The organism is Actinomyces sp. 2119 (assembly GCF_003591215.1).
Lineage (GTDB): Bacteria > Actinomycetota > Actinomycetes > Actinomycetales > Actinomycetaceae > Actinomyces > Actinomyces lilanjuaniae.
The window spans coordinates 44,420-68,332 of sequence record NZ_QYRR01000010.1 but is presented as its reverse complement, the minus strand read 5'-3'; the positions used below and the strand labels follow the sequence as shown (position 1 = coordinate 68,332).

17 protein-coding genes and 2 riboswitches are annotated in these 23,913 nt (G+C 71.0%); of the genes, 5 read left to right on the top strand and 12 right to left on the bottom strand.

The features are described from left to right. Positions 1–166: 166 nt before the first annotated feature. Positions 167–823, bottom strand: a complete 657-nt coding sequence (locus D4740_RS11800) for a GPP34 family phosphoprotein (protein ID WP_119836232.1) — start codon at positions 821–823, stop codon at positions 167–169. Between the two features lie 285 nt (positions 824–1,108). Further along, positions 1,109–6,253, bottom strand: coding sequence for a DUF3418 domain-containing protein (locus D4740_RS11795; protein ID WP_119836233.1), 5,145 nt, complete (start codon positions 6,251–6,253; stop codon positions 1,109–1,111). A gap of 270 nt (positions 6,254–6,523) precedes the next feature. Here D4740_RS11795 and D4740_RS11790 point away from each other — a divergent pair, with 270 nt between their 5' ends. After that, entirely contained in the window at positions 6,524–8,320 is a 1,797-nt protein-coding gene (locus D4740_RS11790) for an ATP-binding protein (protein WP_119836413.1), read from the top strand. Between the two features lie 593 nt (positions 8,321–8,913). On the opposite strand, the gene D4740_RS12960 is transcribed toward D4740_RS11790, so the two are convergent. From D4740_RS12960 to D4740_RS11755, 8 genes are all read right to left on the bottom strand, one after another. Further along, positions 8,914–9,078, bottom strand: a complete 165-nt coding sequence (locus D4740_RS12960) for a hypothetical protein (protein ID WP_162933759.1) — start codon at positions 9,076–9,078, stop codon at positions 8,914–8,916. 82 nt (positions 9,079–9,160) lie between these two features. Continuing rightward, positions 9,161–11,197, bottom strand: coding sequence for a BglG family transcription antiterminator (locus D4740_RS11785; RefSeq protein WP_119836234.1), 2,037 nt, complete (start codon positions 11,195–11,197; stop codon positions 9,161–9,163). Positions 11,198–11,205: 8 nt separating this feature from the next. Further along, a complete protein-coding gene (locus tag D4740_RS12955) occupies positions 11,206–11,862 on the bottom strand; it encodes an AAA family ATPase (RefSeq protein WP_119836235.1) in 657 nt (218 codons plus the stop codon). Continuing rightward, positions 11,849–12,700: a class II fructose-bisphosphate aldolase gene (locus tag D4740_RS11775; RefSeq protein ID WP_119836236.1), complete on the bottom strand. Its 852-nt coding sequence runs from the start codon at positions 12,698–12,700 to the stop codon at positions 11,849–11,851. Before D4740_RS11775 ends, D4740_RS12955 begins: the two co-directional genes overlap by 14 nt. A 146-nt stretch (positions 12,701–12,846) precedes the next feature. Beyond that, the gene (locus tag D4740_RS11770) at positions 12,847–13,452 is read right to left on the bottom strand and encodes a tetratricopeptide repeat protein (protein ID WP_119836237.1); all 606 of its coding nucleotides are present in this window, start codon (positions 13,450–13,452) and stop codon (positions 12,847–12,849) included. A gap of 12 nt (positions 13,453–13,464) precedes the next feature. Next, positions 13,465–14,757 carry a PTS ascorbate transporter subunit IIC gene (locus tag D4740_RS11765; RefSeq protein WP_119836238.1) on the bottom strand — a complete coding sequence of 431 codons (1,293 nt, stop codon included), beginning with the start codon at positions 14,755–14,757 and terminating at the stop codon, positions 13,465–13,467. After that, positions 14,754–15,206, bottom strand: coding sequence for a PTS sugar transporter subunit IIB (locus tag D4740_RS11760; protein ID WP_119836239.1), 453 nt, complete (start codon positions 15,204–15,206; stop codon positions 14,754–14,756). Before D4740_RS11760 ends, D4740_RS11765 begins: the two co-directional genes overlap by 4 nt. A 1-nt stretch (position 15,207) precedes the next feature. Next, on the bottom strand, positions 15,208–15,717 hold the full coding sequence (locus D4740_RS11755; RefSeq protein WP_119836240.1) for a PTS sugar transporter subunit IIA: 510 nt from the start codon (positions 15,715–15,717) through the stop codon (positions 15,208–15,210). A 283-nt stretch (positions 15,718–16,000) separates the two neighbouring features. Between D4740_RS11755 and D4740_RS11750 the strand changes: the two genes are divergently transcribed. Beyond that, entirely contained in the window at positions 16,001–17,116 is a 1,116-nt protein-coding gene (locus D4740_RS11750; RefSeq protein ID WP_147392866.1) for an endonuclease/exonuclease/phosphatase family protein, read from the top strand. 120 nt (positions 17,117–17,236) lie between these two features. Here the strand turns inward: D4740_RS11750 and D4740_RS11745 are convergent, their stop codons facing one another. Then, entirely contained in the window at positions 17,237–18,040 is an 804-nt protein-coding gene (locus D4740_RS11745; RefSeq protein ID WP_119836242.1) for a S9 family peptidase, read from the bottom strand. Positions 18,041–18,165: 125 nt separating this feature from the next. Beyond that, a riboswitch (SAM riboswitch) is annotated at positions 18,166–18,248 on the top strand. 8 nt (positions 18,249–18,256) lie between these two features. Between D4740_RS11745 and D4740_RS11740 the strand changes: the two genes are divergently transcribed. The 3 genes from D4740_RS11740 to metE all read left to right on the top strand — a co-directional run bounded on the left by D4740_RS11740 (position 18,257) and on the right by metE (position 22,835). Next, positions 18,257–19,381, top strand: a complete 1,125-nt coding sequence (locus tag D4740_RS11740) for a methylenetetrahydrofolate reductase (RefSeq protein WP_119836414.1) — start codon at positions 18,257–18,259, stop codon at positions 19,379–19,381. Positions 19,382–19,606: 225 nt separating this feature from the next. Beyond that, positions 19,607–19,879, top strand: a complete 273-nt coding sequence (locus D4740_RS11735) for a hypothetical protein (protein ID WP_119836243.1) — start codon at positions 19,607–19,609, stop codon at positions 19,877–19,879. 103 nt (positions 19,880–19,982) lie between these two features. After that, positions 19,983–20,069, top strand: a riboswitch (SAM riboswitch). A 384-nt stretch (positions 20,070–20,453) separates the two neighbouring features. After that, entirely contained in the window at positions 20,454–22,835 is a 2,382-nt protein-coding gene (metE, locus tag D4740_RS11730) for a 5-methyltetrahydropteroyltriglutamate--homocysteine S-methyltransferase (protein ID WP_119836415.1), read from the top strand. Positions 22,836–22,921: 86 nt separating this feature from the next. Here the strand turns inward: metE and D4740_RS11725 are convergent, their stop codons facing one another. Next, positions 22,922–23,860 (bottom strand): copper homeostasis protein CutC, encoded by a 939-nt coding sequence (locus D4740_RS11725; protein WP_119836244.1) that lies wholly within the window; start codon positions 23,858–23,860, stop codon positions 22,922–22,924. Between the last annotated feature and the right edge of the window lie 53 nt (positions 23,861–23,913).

Sequence of the window (23,913 nt, the reverse complement as noted above, 5' to 3'; positions counted from 1 at the left end):
CCTGGCGGGTGCTTCCTTGGGATGGCGCGGGCGGGCTCGTCGGAGCCGTGCGTGGTCCCCGCTGAAGATGTGCAGCCCGCCAGTCCCGCCGGCCCCGCCAGCCAGCCGGTGGCCGCAGCGTGGTCCAGAGGGCCTGTGCAGCCCCTGGCCCTGGGCGGGGATGTGCTCAGGAGGTGACCACTGTCGGGACGATGACGGCAGTTATGAGCGCAGCGTCGACCGCCTCAACGGCGCGCGACACGGCGTCCCCGGCCGGGTCCCCCTTGGCCAGCTCGGTGATCCTGCGCTTGAGGTCCCGCCCGCTCATGCCGGTGTACTGGCGGGGCAGGACCGTTGACGCGTGGCCCAGGCCCTGGAGGACAGCCAGCAGCGTACGGTCGGCCTGGGTGGGGACTGCCTGGCCGTGCAGCACGGCGTAGAGGCGCTGGCGCAGAGCCTGCTCCGGTCCGGGGTTGAGTGTGGGGTAGATGGTCTGCATCCCCAGGAAGCCTCCCTTGGCCACTGAGATGGTGCCGGCCGAGGCCAGTGAGCTCACAATGCCGGGGCGAGGGTCAAGCCGTGTCCACGACATGAGGGAGGACACCCGCTTGCCGTCCTTGGCGGGCAGGGCCGCCAGGGCGTGGTCCATGGCAGGGTGGCCGGTGGGCGTGGTGTCCAGGAGGCGGAAGCGGGGATCCGTGCCCCCTTCGACCGTGAGCCGCTGGTGGAGGGCGAGGTCAGCCAGGAGGGCACCTCGCAGCCCGTAGTCTTCGTTTCCTCCCCACACCTCGGGGGTCCCGGAGTCCTTGGTCAGCAGCAGGAACAGCTCTTCGCAGATCAGCATGAGCCCAGGGTACGAAGAGGCTCAGGTGATAGGTATCCACTGGTGGGCGGACCCGCTGTCCCCTAATGTCCTCCGGAAGGAGGAGTGACCCGGCACCTCGGCCGCGGCCCGGAGGACGTCCATCAGCGTCCCCTGCCCCCTCCAAACCGGCCGCTGCACATCTTCAGGCTCCTCGCGGGCAGCGCTGGCACGTAGATCGCTTGTGCCGCGGCTAGCGCTACGCCTGCTTGGTGCCCGGGGACTGATGAAGATATGCAGCAAAGCGGGGGCGGCGGGCTGTGGCACTCACCCGATCCCCGACACCAGCCGGGAGATGCGCTTGAGGCTCACCTTCCGGGCGGTGCCCAGGGTCTGGGCGAACAGGCTGACCCGCAGCTCCTCGACCATCCAGCGGGCCTCCTCCAGCACCGCCTGACGCTGCGGGTCCGCGGGCAGGGACGCCGCCCGGGTGCGGGCCTGCTCCACGACGTCCAAGGCCTGGCTCACCTGGAAGGCCAGGGCCGCGTCCTGGGAGGCGGCCGAGGGTGAGGACGCCGCCCGCTTCACCCGCATCGCCAGCGCCTTCAGGTAACGGGGCAGGTGGGCCAGCTGGCTGGCTGGGGTGGCGGTGACGAACCTGTCACCGGTCAGCCCGGCCGCCTGGCTGCGCACCTCCTGCAGCGTGGACAGCAGCGACAGGGAGGTGTGCCGCGCCACTACCCGCTCCACCTCCTGGGCCGCGCTCACAGCCTGCGCCACCTGCGAGGCCACCCGGTAGACCTCGTCCTCCAGCTCCTCGCGCGCCACGGCGACCAGCCGCTCAAACACCGCCCGCTCACGGACCTGGGCCAGTGGCGTCCCCGAGGACTCCTCCCAGCGCCCGGCTACCAGACGTGCCGCCGCCAGCTGGACGTCAGCCACGAGGGCCTCGGTGGAGGGGTAGGGGCTGGCGGCCAGGACCAGGGACTGGGTGGCGTCCCACCGGCTGGTCACCCGCCCGGTGGGCAGTGCCGTGCGCGCCAGGGCCAGGGCGGTGACCCCGGCGCCGTGGGCGCCCGCCTGCGCGGCGGCGTCGGGCAGGACCCGCAGGTCTGCGGCTTGGTGTCCGCGCGCTACCAGCGCCGGGTACCCACGCACCACCAGGCCCGCCCGGCCGGTGGACTCCACTGTGCCCGGGATCGTCGAGGCCTGCGGCCCCTCCAGCCCGGGCACGCCCTGCGGCCAGTCCGTGAGCCCCTCACGCTCGGCCAGTCCCGAGGTCAGGGGGTCGGCTGCTGGCGCGAGGGTGGTGGCTAGTGGGCTCGCGGGACCGGTCGCTACGGCAGCCTCAGTGGTGGCAGTCGAGGTGCTGGCATCAGAGGCAGAGGTTGCTGTGGATTCAGTGGCTGCGGTGCCAGGCCCCAGGGCCGTCTGCGCGCCAGCGGTCCCCCGGTCGCCAGCACCCCGACGACCACGCCCCTTCCGGGGGCGCCCAGAGCCCCGGGCGCTCCGGGCACCTTTGGCCCCTCCGGAGCCCGGGCCCGCCCCGGCGCGCTGACGGGCGCGGGCCTCGGCCATGGCCTGGGCCACCGCCCCGCGCACCACGGAGCGCACTGCCGCCTCGGTGCTTCTGGACAGCTCCTTCTGCAGGGCCACCAGGTCCTTGCCCTGCCCCAGGACCTCGTCGCGGTCGTCCAGCACCACGAAGGTCATGCGCAGGTGGTCGGGCAGCCGCTCGTGCGCCTCCTGCCAGTCGTCCCGGGTAAGAGCGACCTCCCGCAGGTCGGCGACGACCTCGGTAAACGCCTCCTGGAAGGACGTCCCCGGCGCGCTGGCACCCTCCGGTGCCGGGAACCGGCGGGACACCTCAGCCCACACCTGGGCACCGACGTCCGGGGCGGGCACCAGCTGTCGGCGCACCCGCTTGGGCAGGGCGCGGATCGTGGCTACGCACAGCTCGGGCCGCAGCCCCGGGACCAGCCAGTCGAATCCCTGCGGCCCCAGCCGCCCCAGGACCTCCACCGGCACCTGCACGCTGACCCCGTCGGCCTCGCTACCGGGGTCGAAGGCGTAGTCCAGGGGCAGTGTCAGGTCATCCTGGACCCAGGTGTCGGGGTAGCCGGACATGTCATGGTCGTCCCGATCGCCGGGCAGCAGCAGCTCGCGGGTGAAGTCCAGCAGGTCCGGTTCCAGGCGCCGCTGGTCCTTCCACCAGGCGTCGAAGGCCGCTGCTGAGGTCACCTCCTGTGGCACGCGCTCGTCGTAGAAGTCGTAGAGCACCTCGTCGTCGGCCAGTAGCCCGTGGACACGGCGCCGCTGCTCCAGCCCGCGCAGGTCCTCGACCAGCTCCCGGTTGCGCTCCACGAAGGCGTGGCGGGCGTGCCAGCCGCCCTCCACCAGGCCGCAGCGCAGGAACATCTCCCGGGCCAGCTCCCGGGCCTGCCGGGTTCCCACCGAGACCAGGGTGGCCGGACGGTCGGCTGCCAGGGTCATCCCGTAAAGCATGGTGCGCTGGTGGACCATGGCCGCGCCACGCCGGGTGGACCAGTACGCATCCCCGTAGACCCGGCGCAGCAGCCCGGCACGGTCGGCGGCCTCCTCCACCCAGTCGGGCTCCACCCTGGCCACGGTGCGGGCGAACAACCGGGAGGTCTCCACCAGCTCGGCGGTCATGACCCAGTCGTAGGTCTTGCGCCGCAGCCCGGAGCCGGGCCAGATGGTGAAGCGGGTGCCCCGGGCGCCGGAGTACTCCCGACGGCGCTCGTCCCACCCGCCCACGTTGGACAGCAGCCCCACTAGCAGCGAGCGGTGGACAGCCTCGGCGTCGGGGGTGTCCGCGCTGCGACCCAGGGCGACCACGGCGGCAGCCACGTCCCCGTGGGGCGCCTGGGAGCCGTGGTGTCCACGCTCCAGCGCGTCCCCCGCCGCCCGGATCGCCGTGGGCGTAGGCAGCTCCACGGGGGCGGCGTCCAGCCCCAGGGGACGGGCCAGCTGGCGCAGCTGGGCGTGGACGTCCTGCCACTCGCGCACCCGCAGGTAGTGGAGGAACTCGGCGCGGCACATGCGGCGGAAGGCTGAGCCGGACAGCTCGCGTGCCTGGGTGCGCAGGTAGCGCCACAGGTTGAGGTAGGTGAGGAAGTCGCTGGTGGGGTCGGCGAAGCGCCGGTGCGCGGCGTCGGAGGCCTCCTGCTTGTCCGCCGGGCGCTCGCGGACGTCCTGGATGGACAGGGCGGCCACGATGACCATGACCTCCCCGGCGCACCCGCGCTCCCCGGCCTCCAGGAGCATGCGGCCCAGGCGAGGGTCGATGGGCAGGCGGGCCAGGCGGCGCCCCACCGAGGTCAGCCGGGGGCCCTGGGCCGCATCGGAGGCAGGGACAGCGCCCCTGCCGCTGCCGGGTGCGTGAGGAGGGGCAGTGCGCCTGCGGGCGCTCCCGCCCGCGTCGTCGGGTACGACGGCCCCGATCTCGGTGAGCAGCTGGAGGCCGTCGCGGACCTGCCTGGGGTCAGGGGCGTCGAGGAAGGGGAAGTCCTGGACCGAGCCCAGTCCCAGGGCCGCCATCTGCAGGATGACGCTGGCCAGGGAGGTGCGTAGGATCTCCGGCTCGGTGTAGCGCGGGCGGGAGTCGTAGTCCTCGCGGGAGTACAGGCGCACGGCGATGCCGTCGGCCAGGCGCCCGCACCTGCCTGAGCGCTGGTCGGCGCTGGCCTGGCTGACCGGCTCGATGGGCAGGCGCTGCACCTTGGTGCGGTTGGAGTAGCGGGAGATGCGGGCCACGCCCGGGTCGACGACGTAGCGGATGCCGGGGACGGTCAGGGAGGTCTCGGCCACGTTGGTGGCCAGGACGACCCGCTGGCAGGAGTGGGCCTCGAAGACCCGGTGCTGCTCGGCCGCGCTCAGGCGGGAGTACAGGGGGACGACCTCCACGGCCCCGGGCGTGCGGGCCCGCCCGTCGGGGGTGTAGCGCGGACCCAGGTGGTCGATGAGGGCCGCCTCGGTGTCGCGGATGTCGCGCTCCCCGGCCAGGAACACCAGGATGTCGCCCGGGGGCTCAGCCATGAGCTCGTCAACGGCGTCGAGGATCCCGGTGACCTGGTCGCGGTCCTCCTCCCGGGTACGCTGACCGCCTCCGGAGCGGGCAGCGCGCGAGCCGGGGCGACCTCCTCCCCGGGAGCCGGTGCCGCCCACCCGGCCCTGACCGGGCGACGAGGAGCGCACTGCCTCTCGGCGAGCGCGGGCGGCGGCCCGCACGGCCGGGTCCGGGGAGGTCAGGGCGTCCAGCTCGGCCTCGGTCAGCTCTCCCGGCCCCGCAGTAGGTGTCCCGCGCGGGGCGTGGGTCCCGGCAGGGGCGGGGGAGGCCCCGGCGAGGTCCCCGGAGCCCCCGGTACCCGAGGCATTCTCAGGCACGGAGTCGTGGTCCTCGGTCACGCCCTCGGTCACGTCCTCGGCCGTCAGGGGGCGGTAGCGGACCTCGACCGGGTAGGTGCGCCCCGACACCTCAATGACCGGGACGCGCTCCGTGGCTGACTGGTTGCCTGACTGGCTGTCCCTGCCCCTGTCTGAGCGTCCGTCCGTGGTCGGCCGGCTGCCTGCTCCGGTGGCGTCGGTGGTGCTGGTGTCGGCGGTGCCGCTGGAGCCGGGGCGCGTGGTGGTCACGGGCAGGTAGCGGGCGAAGTGCTGGGCGAAGCGTGCGGAGTCGATGGTGGCGGAGGTGATGATGACCTTGAGGTCGGGGCGGCTGGGCAGCAGCCGGGCCAGGTAGCCCAGGATGAAGTCGATGTTGAGGCTGCGCTCGTGGGCCTCGTCCACGATGATGGTGTCGTAGCGCTCCAGCATGGGGTCGGACTGGATCTCCGCCAGGAGGATGCCGTCGGTCATGAGCTTGACCAGGGTGGTGGGACCGGTCTCCTCGGTGAATCGGACCTGGTAGCCGACCACGCCGTCACGTCCAATGGGTGTGCTCAGCTCGGTGGCGATCCGCTCGGCCACAGAGCGGGCGGCGATGCGGCGCGGCTGGGTGTGGCCGATCATCCCGGTCACGCCCCGGCCCAGCTCCAGGCAGATCTTGGGCAGCTGGGTGGTCTTGCCCGAGCCGGTCTCCCCGGCGACGACGACGACCTGGTGGTCGCGCACGGCTGCGGCGATCTCCTCGCGGCGGGCGCTGACCGGCAGCTCCTCAGGGTAGACGAGGGCGGGGACGCTGGCGGCGCGCGCGGCGAGCTGGTCGGGGGTGAAGCCTGGCCAGGGGCGGTGGGGGCCGGAGGACCTGGCGGAGCCGCGCCCGCGGCGGCGGCCTGACCTGTTCGGGCGGCCAGGCCTGCGGCCCGGCTGTCCGGCGCCTGGCTGCCCGACGGCTCCGCTGCCCGGTCGGTCACCATGGCCCCGTGGCTGTGCTGTCTCCTGAGCCTGCCGACCAGTCCGGCCCTGCCGACCCGGTGCCGTGCGGTGCGGCGTGTCCTCTCCCTGTGCCATAGGAGGCCATTGTCGCTCACTCACGGCTCGTGTGTTGTCAGCCGGGGTCTCCCACCGAGTCAGGCGAGACCCCATTTTTCATGAATGTTTCTCGTGTTGTCAGTGTGGTGGCTGAGGTTCTCAGTGAGCTGCAGTGAGCTCGTCAGTGTAGAAAGTGAGGCCCTCAGTGGATTACAGTGAGGCCGTCAGTGTAGAAAGTGAGGCCCTCAGTGGACGACAGTGAGGCCGTCAGTGTAGAAAGTGAGGCCCTCAGTGGACGACACTGAGCCTGTGACTGATGAGGAGCTGACTGAGCGGGTCGCCCAGGTGCGGGCGCACGGCAGCGATGACGCCCGCACCGAGGTCAAGTCGGCCGCTGGCGGGCTGCCCAAGAGCCTGTGGGAGACGGTGTCGGCCTTCGCGAACACTGACGGTGGCACCATCATCCTCGGTCTGGACGAGCGCGAGGGCTTCGCACCCGCTGAGGGGTTTGACGCGGACAGGATCATGGACGCGCTCGTGGCAGGCCTGCAGCAGGACCCGAAGGTCAGGCCGGTCCAGGAAGGGGCGTATCGCATTGAGCGCGCTGTTGTCGACGGTGCCCCCGTTGTCGTCCTGGAGGTGGACTCCCTGCGTGAGTATCCTGGTGCCCACCTGCCCTGCCACGTTGTCGCCCGGGGGGTCGCGCAGGGGAGCTACAAGCGGGTGGATGACCAGGACCGGCGCCTGACCACCTACGAGATCTACATGCTCCAGACCTCCCGCCAGCCGCAGGGGACCGACCGGGCGGTCGTCCCCGGTGCTGCCCTTGAAGACCTGTCACCAGAGCTGGTGCAGCGCATGCTGGCTCGGCTCCGGGCCACCGGCTCCCACGCGCTGGACGGCCTGGCGGGTGACGACGTCCGGGGCGCCCTGAGACGCCTGGGCGCGCTGGACGTCGACGACGCCCCGACCCTGGCCGGGTTCCTCTGCCTGGCCACCTACCCCCAGCAGCGCCTTTCGAAGTTGACGGTTGACGTCGCCGTCCACCCTGAGACCACCAAGTCGCACCGTGGCGACGTCAGGTTCGTGGACCGCAGGACCTGTGACGGGCACCTTCCCGTGGCGGTTGAGGACGCGGTCAACGCCGTGGCGCGCCACCTGGGGCGCAGTCGCCGGGTAGAGGGCATGGCCGGGGTGGACGTCCTGGAGATCCCCGAGGAGGTGCTGCGGGAGGCGATCACCAACGCGGTCACCCACCGCGACTACAGCCGGGACGCCCTGGGGCGCCAGGTCGCCGTTGACGTCTACCCCGACCGGGTAGAGGTCATCAGCCCAGGTGGCTTCTACGGGACCCGGACCGCGCAGAACGTCGGAGAAGGACGTTCCGACTCCCGTAACCCGGACCTGGCCCGCCTGCTCACGCTGGTGCCTCGCGCAGACGGTGCCGGGGTGCTGTGCGAGAACCAGGGCTCCGGAGTGCCGCGCATGATCGCGGCCATGCGTGACAGCGGCCTTCCGGCCCCCGACTACTCCGGGTCCGACCTGGGTCAGGTGGTGGTCCGGCTCAGCCGGTTCGGGCTGCTTGACGAAAAGGTAGCCGCCTGGCTGGACACGCTGCCTGGCGCGCCCTTCTCCAGCCGCGAGAAGGCCGCCCTGGCCCTGGCCCGCCGTGACGGGCACGTGAGCGTCACGGACCTGCGCGGCACTCTTGGACATGACTCTGACGACGCCCGCCAGCTGCTGGCTGCCCTGGCGAAGAGAGGGTCCCTTGCCGGCCTGGGGGACGGCCCCTACGTTGTGGCGCCCGGCGACCAGGAGGCCGTACCCGGCTACACGTCACCGGGGGATGCCTCCCACCCGGCGGCCGTTGACCGGGAGGCAGAGGAGGCCGGCACGCCCAGGGTGACCGGCGTGCGAGCCGAGGTCCTGTCCCTGCTTGACGCGGACCAGCCCAGGACCGTCCACGACCTTGCCCAGCAGACCGGCAAGACCCCGGGGACGCTCAGACCCGTGCTCAGGAAGCTCGTGGCTGACGGGCACGCCGTGGCCACTGCCCCGCCGACCAGCCGCAGGCGCGCCTACCTGCGTGCCGGGGGTATGACCTGACGCGGTCGGGTATGACGCCAGCCGCTGGTCTGGTGCCTGCGGCTGGCAGCCTGCGCCCCAGGAGCGAACGGCACGCTCCTCAGGCACATCCGGGCCAGCAGAGGTGACATCTTGCGCCCCAGGAGCGAACGGCACGCTCACCTTTCCCCGTGCTTATGCGGATTAGCGGAATGACACCGTTTCGCCAGACTGGGTGGAAGGGCCTGGAAGGCTCCCATGTGCAACGAGATCCTTGATGCACATGGGAGTGCCGTACGTCGGTCACACCCTAGGCCGAGATCCGCGGAATCGCGCGGTCCTCGTCTCTTGTCCGAAAAGGTGAGCGTGCAACCGGTCCCGCGGCCAGCCCCCACTGGCCCGCGATCGCACCGCCAGGCGGGCGTGTCAAAGACCTCAGCTGGTGAGCCTCGGGTCGCTGCCGTCCAGGACGGTGCCGAAGTCGCAGTCCTCCTTAACGCGACGGTGGCAGGCGGCGGCGGTCCCGGCGTCAAGGCCGAAGCCCCCTGGGCGCCCGGTCCCACGTGCCGCGTGCCACCTGCGCCACCCGGGTCACCAGGCGCAGGACCTCGCCCCGGGCCAGCCCCCAGTCCATGTCAAGCAGTTGCTCCAGGCTGCGCCCGGCCGAGCGCGAAGCCGTGCTCCAGCCACTCTGACGCGTAGGAGAACTGTCGTATCCGGGCTGAGACCAGCAGGTCCAGGGACCCGACGCGCCGGATTGCTCCGTCCTCCCCGGTCCGGCAGACCTCCAGGTGCTCCACGCTTCCTTCGGTTCCTCCTGTCGGAGCAGGCCGTGGCGGGTCATGGCGCTGGGGCCGACGCACCTTGCGGCCGGGGACCGGCCTACACCACCTCCAGCACTGTCTGGACAAGCTCGTCGTAGGAGGTGGACGCGGCCAGCCGGGTCACCACCTCCTTGTCGAGGAGGGCGTGGACCAGGTTGTCGAACACGTCGCCGAAGGTGGTGCGACTGTCCTCGGACAGGCACAGCAGGGCGACCAGCCTCACGGGGGTCCCGTCCCAGTCCACGGGCTGACGTGCCAGGCACACCATGACGGCGGACCTGGCCGCCGTCATCTCGATGGTGTGGGGGAGGGCCGCCCCGGAGGCAAAGGCCGTGCTTGACAGCCGCTCACGCTCCATGACCTGCTCCAGGAACCCCTCGCCCGCCGCCGCACGGGAGACCAGGGCCTGTGCCATGACCGGAAGCACGTCGTCTCGCTGGCCCCCGCCCTCGACCCGCAGAAACAGGCTCGGGTCCATGACAGCAGCCAGCCAGGAGGCCACCTCAAGGCGCCTGCGCCCAGCAGCGACGTCGGCGACCGCGGAGCGGACCCGCTCCAGGTCCTCATGAGAGGGCAGGACCCCGGTGCGTACCACGGCGGGCCTGGGCTGGCGTCGTCGGGGGCGTGCCGAAAGCCGGGAGAACGGTCGGGCCGTGCCAGCGACAACCACCAGGTCGGTGCCTCTTCCGCGCACGGTCCTGGACGCCCCGACCGGCCACCCGGCCCCGGAGCCGTCGTTCCCGGCGTCGGTACTGCCGGCACCTGCCTCGTCTGCCCCGTCCACCTCATCCAGGTCAGCCACCACTCGTCCCACCCTGCCTCTGCCTGCCAGAACCCCCTCCACCGCCTGGCGGAAGACGTCCCCGGCGTCGTAGTAGCGGGGGAGGACCAGCGTGACATCCACCTGGTCGTCACGCTCGTGCATGGACAGCAGTCGTCCGCCCACGTGGAAGGCGAGGAACCCGATCTCGTCCTCAGCCACCTCCACCCCTGTACTGCGCTCAACCTGCTGGGCGATGAACACGGCGAGCTCGTGGACCAGTGGGTGGGTGTTCTTCACCGACTGCCCGGCAGGGACCGGGACCGCCGTGTGCTGGCAGGCGCGGTCGACCAGGCGGCGCACGTGCAGGGCGAGGAAGGAGATGAACCGCTCGTCGCTGAGGTCGATGAGGTAGTTGTCATTGACCCTGCTCACGATGTCGGAGACGAGCCTGACGTAGCGGGGCTCCAGGAACGCCTGCACCTCAGGCCGGGGGCGCCCCTCGGGGTGGGCGGGTGCCGCCTTCTCCAGGAGGAGCAGAGCCAGGTAGGTGATCTCCTGGTCGGGCAGGTGAATGCCGAACTGCTCCTCCACGAGCGTGGCCACCGCCTGGGACATGGGGCGCAGCACCGCCTGGCCGCTGGCACCGGACAGCCAGGTGATCGTGTGGCCGGCGCGTACGCGCTCCACCATGACGGCGATGTGGGCCACGAGCTCGTCGGCCGTGCGGTCGTTGACCACCAGGTCGACGTCGCCCAGCACCGAGATCATCCGCTGTCTCAGACCGGGCAGGGTGGGCTCGTCCAGCTGGCGGGCCACTTCCTCAACGTCGATGACCTGACGGCGGCTGGCCGCCGCCTTGGTGAGGAGGCCGCGCATGAGGCGGCGCTGGGCTACCTCCTCGCCCTCCATGCGCACCGTCTCACCGGTGCGGGTGATGCGCAGGCCGGAGTGGGCCAGGAGCACCCGGGCGCGGGTCAGGTCGGACTCGATGGTGGACTCCGAGACGCAGAGCTCCTCCGCCAGCCCGAACACGCTGAGGCCGCTACTGGTGGTCATGAGCAGACGCAGCAGGTGGGCGAGCCGCTCGACGGGCCCGTCACCTGGACGGGGGGCGCGCCGCCCCGTGGCTCCCGCGCGCTCCCAGGCCTCGGTGTCCAGGCTGTAGCCCGCTCTGGTGGAGGTCACGACGTTGCCGTAGCGGCGGTTGGCGGCAGAGACGTAGTTGCGCACGGTGCGTGTGGACACACCTAGGCGGCGCGCGATCCGGGCCGCAGGCACGCGGAGGCCGGGAGAGTCCTCCAGGATGGGGATGATGTCGTTGAACCGTGCCACGGGCCTCGCTACCCCCTCAGCTGCTCCTCCACCCAGGCCAGCACAGCCGGGTAGCTCACGGCATCAAGGTCGCTGACATCGACCTCCAGCGTCTGCCCGAGCGTGAAGGAGGAGTAGCCGCGCTCGGCACAGCGGCGGGCTAGTTCTTCCCGGGACACCAGCGCGTCGGCCTCGGTCCGGTCGAACAGGACCTGCCCCGGACGGTAGGAGGTCAGCAGATGGCCCGGATGCCGGGAGGTCTCTAGGTCGCGGTGCCGTTGGCGCTCGTAGAGGACGTCGGTGTCGGCCACGAGACGTACGGTCAGGGGGGTGAACCCGTGCTGGCAGCACAGGCGTGACAGCAGGTCGTGCTGCCTGGTGCTGAAAGGGTAGTCGGAGACCACCACACGGCTGTGGCCCATGGCCGCCCCCACAGCCCGCTCGTACTCCTTCAGCGCCTCCCGGTCCAGCAAGGCCTTCTCCTGCGGCCCGGAGAAGCCTAGGCGGTCCCACAGGCCCTCCTTGACCTGGTCCAGCGACACCTGCTGGCAGCGCTCGCCCGGGGCCAGGACATGGTCCTCCAGGTGGCGCAGGACCAGGCGGGCCATCCAGCTCTTGCCGGTGCCCGGGGGGCCTGCCACGAGGATAAGCGTGCCCCCGGCCTGGCTGGCCTCACTGCGGCTCACGGGTCTCACCCAGGAACAGGCTGATCTTGCGGGCGACGATATCGCGGACGACGTCGTTGCACGGCTCGATGTTGCGGCGAAGGGAGGTGCTGACCTCGGTGGCTGCGAACTGCTCCTGGGCCTGGCGGGTCCAGCCCACGAGGAGCTCGGTGCCGACGTTGAACTTGCGCACCCCGTTGGCGCTTAGGGAGGGGTAGTCGGCCTCGTCCACGCCGGTACCGCCGTGGATGACCAGGGGGAGGTCCACAGCCTGGTGGATCCGGGAGAGAAGGTCGAGGTCGATGTCGGTGGTGGAGCGGAACTGGCCGTGACTGGTGCCGATGCTCACGGCCAGGGCGTCGGCGTCCACCTGCTCCAGGAACCACACGGCCTCCTGGGGCTGGGTGCGCAGGCCCCCGGTGCTGCTCACCCCCTCCTCGGTCCCGCCGATGGTGCCGATCTCTACCTCCACGGAGACGCCGCGGCTGCGGGCGTAGTCGATGACGCGGCGCGAGGTGGCCACGTTGCGGCTCACGGCCATGAGGGAGCCGTCGAACATGACCGAGGAGTAGCCCGCCTCCACGGCGTCGCGGATATCGGTCAGGCTGGTGGCGTGATCGAGGTGGAGGGCGACGTCGACGACCTCGTCCTCCGCCATGGAGCGGCATACGGCCACCAGGTTGCGCATGCCGACGTACCGGGCGGTGCCCGGAGAGGTCTGGACGATGACCGGGGCGCCGAGGTCGCGGGCTGCCCGGATGATAGGTGGCACCATCTCCAGGCTGTGGGCGTTGAACGCGCCGACCATATAGCCCACGGCGGCCGCCTCGGCCAGCATCGGGGTCATGGATACGTACATGGGGATCCTTTCACGAGGGTCTCAGGTACGACGGCTCCCTGCGGGCTGCTTCCCGGGTGGGAGCCGCCTGCCACCTGCTGACGGTGCCGGGCGGCGCTCTCACCGATGCGCGGTCAGTGCCGGGCTGGTGCCGGGTCAGTGCCGGGTCAGTACTGTGAGCGCATGACGCGCTTGGACAGGGCCGTCAGGTCGTCGAGCCTGGAGCTCCAGTGCCGGACGCCGTCGTCGTCCTTGGCAGCGGCGGCCTGACGGAGCATGTTGTTGTACAGGGTGAGCAGCCCGCGGTAGGCGGGGCCGAACTGCTCGTGCAAGGCCATGGAGGCCTCGTAGTGGGCGATAGCAGCCTCGGTGTCCCCCAGCTCGGCGCAGGCGGCACCCAGCTCGTTGAGGACGGTGACGCGCTGGTCGGTCCCGCCGGTGCCGACTTCCTGGGCCGGTCCTGTCGGCACCTGGCCCTGCCCGGCCGGTGCCTGGGACAGGGCACTTGTCTCCGGTGCTGGGCCGACTCCTGCCCCACCCAGCGCCACCAGCTGGTCGGTCAGCGAGGCGATGGTGGTTCGCAGCTCGGCCTCGCGCTGTGGTGGGACCGGCAGCGACGGGGCTGCTGCGGCACTGGCGGCGTTGGCGGCGCTGGTAGCGCTGGTAGCGCTGGCAGCACTGCCTTCTTCACCGGGCGTCACGGCTCCGTGGTTCTCCAGGCTCCCACGGCTCCCGCGGCCCTTGCGCCCCCACGACCTCTTTCCCAGTCTCATGGCCTCCTCCTCTCAGAAGGCCCGCATGATCGGGCCGATGACGTAGGCGAAGACCAGCCCCGCCGTGATGGTGTCGACGTCGGTGGCGGACAGGTTGGGGAAGCCCAGGTTGAGGAAGGTGGTCACCAGGAGGGCGGGCAGGAGGGTGATGAACAGCCCGTGGACGACCCCGCCCACTAGCGCCCCTCGCCTGCCGCCCACCGCGTTGCCGAAGATCCCCGCCGTGCCTCCGGCGAAGAAGTTGGTGAGCATGCCCGGCACGATGACGGCGAAGCCGAGGGCGGGCAGGGCGAGCATGGCGATGACGGTGCCCAGGGTCGTAGTGATGAAGCCGACCACGACAGCGTTGGGTGCGTAGGGGAACAGGACCGGGCAGTCCAGAGCCGGCCTGGAGTCAGGGACCAGCCTCATGGAGATGCCCCGGAAGGCGGGGACAATCTCTCCCAGCAGGAGGCGCACCCCGGCCATGAGGACGTAGACGCCCACGACGAACTGCACCGCCTGGATGAAGGCGTGCACCATGTGGTTCATGTCCCCGGTTTGGTCGGCCACGGGATCCGCCCCGGCGAAGGCGGCGGTGACAAGGTAGAGCGGCACCATAACCACCGCCAGGGACATGTAGGTGTCCTGGAGGAACTCCAGGGAGCGGGGTAGCGTGACCTCCTCGGTGGAGGGCTGTCTGTCTGTGCCCCGCCTGCGCACCAGCCAGGCTACCCCGGCCTCGACCAGGTAGCCGATGGTGCAGAAGTGCCCCAGGGCGATGGCGTCGTTGCCGGTGATCCTGCGCACGATCGGCTGGGCGGCGGCGGGCATGCCCACGGCGAAGACCCCACCCACCAGGCTGGCTGCGGCGATGAGCCAGGCTCCGTGCAGCCCGGCAGCGTGTCCCAGGACCACGGTCATGGTGGCCATCCACAGTAGGGCCTGCCCGGTGAGGAAGATGTACTTCCACGGGGTGAGGCGGGCCAGGAGGATGTTGACCACGAAGATCCCCAGGAAGGTCAGGGCGATCTGGCCGCCCAGCTGGAGGTTGTTGGTGGCGTAGCCGTTAACCGCCTCGATGCTGGGCACCACGCCGGTCATGTTGAAGGCTGCCTGGAACACGGTACCGAAGTAGGTCAGGGTGTCCACCAGGATCGCCGAGCCGGCGGCCAGGACGTAGAAGCCCAGAAGGGTCTTGAAGGTGCCGACGACGGTGGCACCTACGCCCTTGCCCTGAAGGACCAGGCCGAGCATCGCGATGAGGGCGATGACGATCCCGGCCTGGGTCAAGATGTTGGAGATGACCCAGCCCAGGGCGCTCATGGCTGGGGCTCCTGGGTCATGGAGGGCGAGGTGGCCGACGTGCTGGTCTCGGGAAGAGCCGCCCCAGGCCCGCTACCCGGTGACGTGCGAGCGTCCTGGTCACGGTGTCCGTCCCGCAACCCTGTGACAAACGCTGTGACGACAGGGACGAGCCGGTCGCGGATCTCCTCCTTGTCCACGACGTTGTGAAGGAACACAAGGGTGATCGAGGGGTCAGGACCGTGCTTGTCGATCATAGGCCGGAAGTTCTCCGCCGAGACGATGATGTCGGCCTGGATACCGGGCAGGGCGGAGATCCCGTCGTGGTGGAGGCTGGCGGGCAGGTCGGCCTGGCGGAGGACCTCCTCGGCCTCCATCTGGCAGGCGAGGCTGGAGCCTAGGCCGGCCCCGCAGACGAAGTAGATGTCGGGCTTCCTGGGTGTGTCGGCCGTGCGGGCGGAACGTGCCATGTCAGGTACTCCTTTGTCGGTGGCTGCCGGTGTCTGTCGGTGACGTGGTGGATGCGCCGTGCCCGTGGCGGAGTGCCCGCTGGAGCTCGGTGACGGTTCTCGCTGCAACCAGGAGCCTCAGCCGTGTGACGTCGGTGACCAGGGACACGAACTGCTGCAGGGCGGCCAGGTGGGAGGCGCTGTCTACAGCCGCCAGACAGAACACGAGGGACACCGGGTCGTTGTCCTCATGGCCGAAGGTCACAGGGTCTGACAGGGTGAGCAGGCTCATGGCCTGTCGGTAGACCTCGCCGTCGGGGCGCGCGTGGGCCAGGGCTGTGTGGGGAGCCAGGACGATGTAGGGGCCGTACGTCTCCACGGAGCGGATCATGGAGCGGACGTAGGCACGTGAGACGGAGCCGTCGGACACCAGTGGCTCGGCGGCGAGCGTGATGGCCTGGCGCCAGTCGTTGACCCGCTGGCGGATGACGACACGGTCGTCGGTGATGAGGTCGGTCAGTGCACTGTCCATGGCTTGGCTCCATGACGCGGACAGAGGTCGTGCTCGGTGATTGTGCTCGGCAGCATGTGCTCGGCTCCTGGCCCGCGTGGCTCGTGGTTGATGCACTGCGAGTATCCGCGCCCGCGTCTGAGGCGGGCCAGCACGTCTCCTTCCGCCTCAGGGCGTGCAGGCGGAAGATGGGCGGGACCGGCTGGTCCAGGGACCTGGCAGGCAGCAGCCGCGAGACCATGGCCGCTGCGCGTGCTCCTCTCGCTGCCCGGACTTTCTCACGAGCTCTGGTTGAATGTCGTGCATGAGTCGTTACCTTCATGGCCTGGGATGGGGTGTGGTCGCGCTCGCGGCAGCCGTGGCGCTGGTGAGCCTGCGTCCTCCTCTGACCATGCAGCCCTTTGTCGCCCAGGTCGTGGCGCTGCGCACCTTCATGACGCTCGGGTGGGGGCTCCTGGGCCTCCTCCTGCTGGCCACCGCCCTCCTGCGACGCAGGCTGGCCCGGTCCCGGGCTGGGCGTGCGTCCTCCTCGTCGCGTGCCGGACTGCGCACCGGTGCCCTCGGGCTGGTCCTTGTCCTCGTCGCCCTCGCCCACGGTGGCGTCCTCCTAGGGCGCGGCATGTCCCTGGGACCTCTTGAAACCTCTGATACCTCCTCGGACACCCCCTCGGACAAGGCTGCTTTCACCGTCATGTCCCTTAACACCGAGAGGGAGGACGCGCCCGTCCAGGCCGTGGCCGAGACCGCCCGGGCCGTGCAGGCCGACGTCGTCGTCCTGCCGGAGACGACAGCCGCCTACGGCGAGGAGCTGGCAGGGCTGCTGCGGGGCGCGGCTGGGGAGCTGACGGTCTACACCGCAGTCAGCCCGCCCTACGGGTGGAACGACGAGGACGGCGACGGTGCCGACGACGACTCCGGGGCGCATCACGGCATCGACCCGGTGCGCGCTACGACGGTCCTCGTCTCCGAGCGCCTGGGGGGCTACCGGCAGACGGAGGGGGTGGCGGGTGCGGGGCGCGGAATGGTCGTGCTGGAGCCCGTGGACGGGTCAGGGCCTGTCATCACCGGGGTGCACACCTACCCGCCGGTGCCGGGGCTCATGGGGGAGTGGAGGTCCTCGCTGACCACGGTGGCCGGCCTGTGCCAGGACCCGCCCGAGGGGCTGGTCATGGTCGGTGACTTCAACGCCACCCGCGACCACGCCCTGCTGCGTGACCTGCACGCCTGCGCGAGCGCGGGGGAGCAGGCGGGTGTCGGTGGCCTGGCGACCTGGCCCACCCACACCGGGACCAGGCTCCTGGGGGCAACCATTGACCACGTCCTCGTGGACGCCTCCGCCTGGGTGGGGCAGTCAGGCGAGGTCCTCACGCTGCCCCAGACGGACCACCGGGCAGTGGTGGTCCGTCTGGGCAAGGCCTAGACATGGGCAAGGCCTAGACGGGTAAGGCCGAGACGACGATGACAGGGCGGGGCTGACAGGGCGGGAGCCAGGGCCACCCGGGGTCCGCAGGGTGACCGTATCCGCTCACCTGGGTGCGGCTCAGCGCAGGTGTCGTGTCACCCATTCAGTACCCAGCCGAGCCACCTCCGCCTGGGCCTCCTGCGGGTGGTCCTTGCGTACCTGCACCAGCTGGCTGCCGTCCTTCAGGAGCGGGAAGCCCTTCTGGGCGTCTGCCGCGGTATCGGGCATCTCGTGGGTCAGCGCCCCGTAGATCATAAGGACCGGCCACGGAACCTCCGCCATGGTGGTGTGGGGCTCCTGCATGGAGAAGTCGGCGAGGGTCTCCTTGCTCAGCACGTTCCACTGGCGCGGGTTCGGGTTGTCGTCCACCAGCCGGGTCAGGCCGTGGCGGGCGAGCTCGTCGAGCTGGTGGGGGGAGAAGACCTGCTCCCACAGGACTGACTGGGGGCCGACCACGGCCCCTACCAGGACGGCGGTGCGTACCTGCTCGGGCCGGGCCAGGAGAGCGGCGGTCGCGCCGAAGCCGTTGGCGTGGATGGCCTGGCGGGTGTAGCCGCGCTCGGCCAGCCAGCCGGACACCGCCCTGAGGTCCTCGGCCTCGTTGGCCAGGGTGATGACGTCGTCGTCGGACTCGCCCAGTCCGGAGAAGTCGATGCTGAGGGTGGCCATGCCCGCCTTCTGGTAGCTGGCCGAGACCAGGTCCAGGCGCCCCTGCTCTCCGTGCCGGTCCGCGAGGAAGTCGTGGGCCAGCAGCACCACGCCCTCCCGGCGGGTCGGCACGCCCGTGCCGCTCTCGCCGTCCTGCGGCGGGGTGCCGTCGGGGCGGACGAAGGAGCCCACCAGGGTGACACCGCGCGGGGTGTCGATACGCACCATGCTCATGCGTACAAGCTTAGGCTAGAAGCTGGCGCGGGTCACCAGGTCGCGGAGGGCGCCCAGGGGAATTGCGCTTCCAGCGTGAGCCTGTAGCTGTGCCCGTGGTCCTGGGGTTCGTCTACCCTTGGGCTGTTCCATCTAGAGTGGCTGAGAGACCTGGCTCCGTGACGCCGCAGCAACCCCCTCCGGGTGCTTCCGCCAGGACCGATGGAGGGCCGCACCATGGACCGAGTGGACCGAGTGGACCAGTACGACGCAGACCTGGTTCCCGTGACCGGGCCGCCCCTGCCTGCAGCGGGGCCTGTCGCGCCCCAGCGGGCTGCGTCCCCGGGTGCCGCTGGTGCCGCGCTGGCCCCGGCGGGGCTGCCCTCGCTGTCCCTGGAGCTCTTCCCTCCCCGCCCCGGTGTCCATGCCTCGCAGACGTGGGGAGCGCTGGACCGGCTGCTGGGGGTGCTCCCCGACTTCGTCTCAGTCACCTACCGGCCGACCTTCGCGCCCGACCCTGACGGCGGCCCCGGGGTGTGCGCGGTGCGGGAGCACAACCCGGCTGAGGACGTCGTCACCCACGTGCTGGCCACCAGCCGGGTGCCGCTCATGGCCCACCTGACCTGTATCGGCTACCGCAGGCGCGACGTGGTGGAGATTGTGCGCCTCTTCCTGGGCTTGGGGGTGCGCCGCTTCCTGGCGCTGCGGGGCGACCCGCCGCGCGGGACCAGGGCGAGCGACGTCCCCGGTGAGCTGCGCTACGCCAGCGACCTGGTGCGCGTGATCCGCGAGGTCGAGGACGAGTACTTCGGTGACGGCGCCCGGCACCTGCAGGTGGCCGTGGCTGCCTACCCTGCCTGCGAGGACCTGGAGGCTGAGGTGGAGGTCCTGGCCGCCAAGCAGGAGGCGGGTGCCGACCTGGCCATAACCCAGGTCTTCTACGACGCGCAGGACTACCTGTCGCTGTCGCGTGCCGCTTCCTACAGCGGGGTGGTCATGCCTGTCCTTCCCGGCATCATCCCCCTGACGGACCTGCGCCGCCTGACCCGCCTGGAGTCGCTGACCGGTGTGCAGGTCCCGGCCGACCTGAGTGCCACCCTACGGCGGGCCGAGGGCGCCCAGGCTGTGGCGGCGGGGATCGACGCCACCCTGCGCCTGGCCACCCAGGTGCTCGACGGAGGTGCCCCCGGGGTGCACCTCTACACATTCAACCGGACCCGGCCCGCGCTGGACGTGGTCTCCCACCTGCGTCTGGGAGGGATCTTCCGGGGGCAGGAGCCCGACCGGGAGACCCAGCACGAGGTGGACCTGGCCTACCTCAACGCCACTCCCGGCGGGGACCGGCGTCCCTCTGTCTGGTAGGGGTCTGGTAGGGAGGGAGCTGGTGGGCGGGTAGAGCCAGGTCGTAGCGTAGGGAGGACCGTGGGGGCGAGACATATATGAGCGTATGAGCGCAGGCTGTCTTCGCGTCACGGAGGCGGCACCGGAGTGGTCCGGCGGGGCTGCCGGAGGTAATGATATTGCGGTGTTACCGTGGCAGGGCGGTTGACGCTCGTGTCACGTCATTAAGATGACAAGGAGATTCTCATGTTCTCTGTCCTCCGGGTGACCTCGTTGGTCGTGGCTAGCCTTGTCCTCGGCGCCTGTAGCGTGTTCCTGCTGTGTGCCGGGGCTGCCCTCGTCGCTCTTGCCGCTGATGCGTCGGTGTCGATCCCGTGGGTGTACACGGTGTGGCCTACCGAGGTGAACAGCTTGCCGGCGCTGAGCTTTGTCCCCCACGTCCGGGGTGCTGCCGGGCTGTCAGTCCTTGTCGCGGCTGCCTATGTCCTCTACCGAGTCCGTACCGCGCGCCCGCGCTGAGCCGCCCCATCGGCCGTCCATCGCTGTCCACCGTCCGGACGGTGTGTGGTGATCGGCGCGGCTGGGGTAGGGTTGGCCCGGTCCACCTAGGCCCGGTCCGGGCCTTCTATCCAGAGCGGCTGAGAGACGTGGCTCGGTGACGCCGCAGCAACCCGCCCCGGCAGGGTGCTTCCGCCACGACCGATGGAGAGGCGATGCTGCTCAGGCTACCCAGCACCGATGTCACGGGTGTGTTCGCGCCGCGGACCACCCCTGCCCCCGGTGGTCGAATGCCCGGGGCGGCGAGGACCTGACGCCGCCACGTCCCGGATACCCGGAAGCAGGAGAGCAGCCCCCAGCAGTGTCCAATGGTGACAGACAGTGCCTGAGGCGGTGCCGTTGCCCCAGCCTGAGCGCTGTGCTGGCCTGCGCCGTGCACCGGTTCCGTGGAGACCACTCCCGGCGGTTCCAGGGCGGCATGCCTACCGACATGCTTCCTGCGCCACCTGACCGGGCCGCTGTCCTCGTCGCCTGCCCGCTACCGGGCGTCGCCCACCGCATCCTCGTTCGTACCCTGCCCTGCAAGGAGACCCCCATGAGCGCCTCTGACACCCAGCCCACCGCACCTGCCCCGCTCCCCGCGGCCACCATCCTGGGCTACCCGCGCATCGGCCCCGACCGCGAGCTCAAGCGTGCCGTCGAGTCCTACTGGAAAGGGGCTGCCACCGCTGCGGACCTGCGCGAGGCCACCGCCAGCCTGCGCCAGGCCACCCGCGCCCGCCTGGCCGCCCTGGGCCTGGACGCCGCCTCCGCCGTCCCGGCCGACTCCACCCTCTACGACCAGGTCCTCGACGTCACCGCCGCCCTGGGCGCGGTCCCAGCCCGTTTCCGCGACCTGTGCGACGAGCACGGCGGCCTGGACCTGGACGGCTACTTCACGCTGGCCCGGGGGGAGGGGGACCGCCCGGCCCTGGAGATGACCAAGTGGCTGGACTCCAACTACCACTACCTGGTCCCCGAGATCGACCAGGACACCCCCATCAGCTACGTCGGCTCGGCTGCCGCTGGCACGGCCAGCCCCGCTGACCAGGTGCGTGATGCCGTGGCCGCGGGCACCCTCCCGCGCCCGGTGGTGGTGGGCCCAGTCACCTACCTGCTGCTGGCCAAGCCTAGCGACGACGCCGCCCCCGGTTTTACCCCCCTGGACCGCCTGGGCGACGTCATTGACGCCTACGGCCACCTCCTCATGGACCTGCATGAGGCTGGTGCCCAGTGGGTCCAGCTCGATGAGCCGGCCCTGGCCAGCGACTCCTGGGCCGTGGGGCGCGCTCGGGTCCTGGAGGCGGTGCGTGACGCCTACACCTGGCTGGGGGCGGTTGTGGAGCGGCCCCGCCTGCTCGTGGCCGGCTCCTACGGGTCCTTGGGCGACGCCCTGCCCGTCCTGGGGGCTACGCCCGTGGATGCCGTCGGCCTGGACCTGGTGGCGGGCGGCCTGCCCCACGACCAGGACCTGGCCGCCCTGGCGGGCAAGTCGGTGGCGGCCGGGGTGGTCTCCGGGCGCAACATCTGGCGCACCGACCTGGACGCCGCCCTGACTGCCTTGGAGCGGCTGCGTGATGCCCTGCCCCCGGGCACGCCGGTGACCGTGACCACCTCCACCTCGCTGCTGCACGTGCCCCACGACGTCGAGCGGGAGACCGCCCTTGACCCGCAGGTGCGCTCCTGGCTGGCCTTCGCCGACCAGAAGGTGGGTGAGGTGCAGGTGCTTGCCCGGGGGCTGGCACAGGGGCGTGAGGCGGTGGCCGCCGAGCTGGCCGAGGACGCCCGTCTGCGGGCTGAGCGTGCCGCCCACCCGGGGGTCAGCCGGCCGGAGGTCCGTCAGGCGGTAGCTGCGGTCACCGAGGCGGACCGCACCCGCGCCCCCTACGCCGAGCGTCAGGTAGCCCAGCAGGCGCGTCTGGGGCTGCCCGTCCTGCCCACGACCACCATCGGCTCCTTCCCCCAGACCTCCCAGATCCGCCGGGCGCGTGCCGCCTACCGGCGCGGCGAGCTCGACCAGGCCGCCTACGAGGAGGCGATGCGCGCCGAGATCGCCTCAGTGGTGCGTCTCCAGGAGGAGATCGGCCTGGACGTCCTGGTCCACGGTGAGGCCGAGCGCAACGACATGGTCCAGTACTTCGCCGAGCTCCTGGACGGTTTTGCCACCACCGAGCACGGGTGGGTCCAGTCCTACGGGTCACGCTGCACCCGTCCCTCCGTCCTGTGGGGCGACGTGGTACGCCCCGCGCCGATGACGGTGGCCTGGTCCTCCTACGCGCAGTCGCTGACTGACAGGCCTCTCAAGGGCATGCTTACCGGCCCGGTCACCATCATGGCCTGGTCCTTCGTGCGCGACGACGTGCCGCGCGCTCAGGTGGCCGACCAGCTCGGCCTGGCCCTGCGTGCCGAGGTGGCCGACCTGGAGGCGGCCGGGATCGGGGTCGTCCAGGTCGACGAGCCGGCCATCCGCGAGACCCTGCCCCTGCGTCGCGCCGATCGGGAGGAGTACCTGGCCTGGTCGGTGGGGTCCTTCCGCCTGGCCACCGGCGGGGCCGCCCCGGCCACCCAGGTCCACACCCACCTGTGCTACTCGGAGTTCGACGTCGTCATCGACGCCGTGGACCACCTGGACGCCGACGTCACCTCCATCGAGGCCTCGCGCTCGCGCATGGACATCCTGCCCGCGGTGGCCGAGCACGGCTTTGAACGCCAGCTGGGACCGGGCGTGTGGGACATCCACTCCCCGCGCGTGCCCAGCACCCAGGAGTGCGTGGAGCTGCTGGAGCGCGCGGTGGCGGCCCTGGGGGCGCAGCGGCTATGGGCTAACCCGGACTGTGGTCTCAAGACCCGCGGCTATGAGGAGGTGCAGGCCTCCCTGCGCAACCTGGTCCAGGCGGCCGCGCAGGTTCGAGCCGCGGAGCAGGCGAAGGACTCCTGAGGCAGGAGGAACCGTCTGGGCGGTCTTATAGGTGTGTGTGGCTGGCCTGTCCCAGGGCGGGTCAGCCACACCTGCCAGGCTCCGGCTCACGCGCGCGGCGGCAGGGTGACGGCCCGGGCTGCCTCCACGGCGCGGCGCACCATCTCCTGGTCAGTACGCTGCGGCTCCCCCGGGCCGATACCCGGTTGGGGGCAGCGCATGTGCACCTCCCGTACCCCGGTCGCTGCCACCAGGGAGCCAAGGCCCTCCGGGCCGATACCCAGCCCGCCGGAGGCTGCGATGACAGTGGGGCCGTCGCTAGTTGTCAGCCCGGCGATCATGGCAGAGGCCTCCTCCGGGGAGTCGGAGGCGCCAGAAGTGAGGACATAGTCCACGCCCAGGCCGCCCAGGTCGCCGTAGGCCTCCACCGTGTCCCGGCACTGGTCGAAGGCCCGGTGGAAGGTGACGGGGGCGCCGTCCGCCATGGACACCAGCAGCCGCACCAGCCCACGGTCCACAGCGCCGTCGTCAGTGAGCGCCCCGACGACGAAGCCCAGCTCGACGGCAGGTGGCAGGTGCGTGCCCGCACCCGCCACCACCTGGGGCCGGGTGAACTCCCCCATCTCCCGCGCCAGGGCGGCGATGCGTCGCACGTCAGCGATCATGGCCCGTCCCTCGTCGGAGTTGTAGACGTAGGGGCCTCCGCGCGGCCTGATGAGGACGCGCAGTCCGAAGGGCGCTGACTGCGCCGTCTGTGCCCAGTGCGCTCCCAGGCGTGTGCGGCGCTCCTCGACCTGCTCCGCCGCGGCGAAGATGGCGGCCTCCACGGTGCCGATTGACGGTGTGGTACCGGAGGCGGTGAGGTTCTCCCCGAGCTCTGCCCGGTCGGCCCCGACTCTTGCGGAGATGCGAACCCCCTCCACGTCCTCCACGCAGGTCTCCAGGACCAGGTGGCCCGGTCGGCGCCAGAAGGGAGGAGATGACGGTCGTCGTGCCGGGTGCTGGCGCAGTGACGGCGCCGACCTGGAGAGCCGCGTTGCATTCATAGGGTTGAGTCTGACATGTAACGAAGAATAAGGAAACTGGGGTGTCGGGTGGT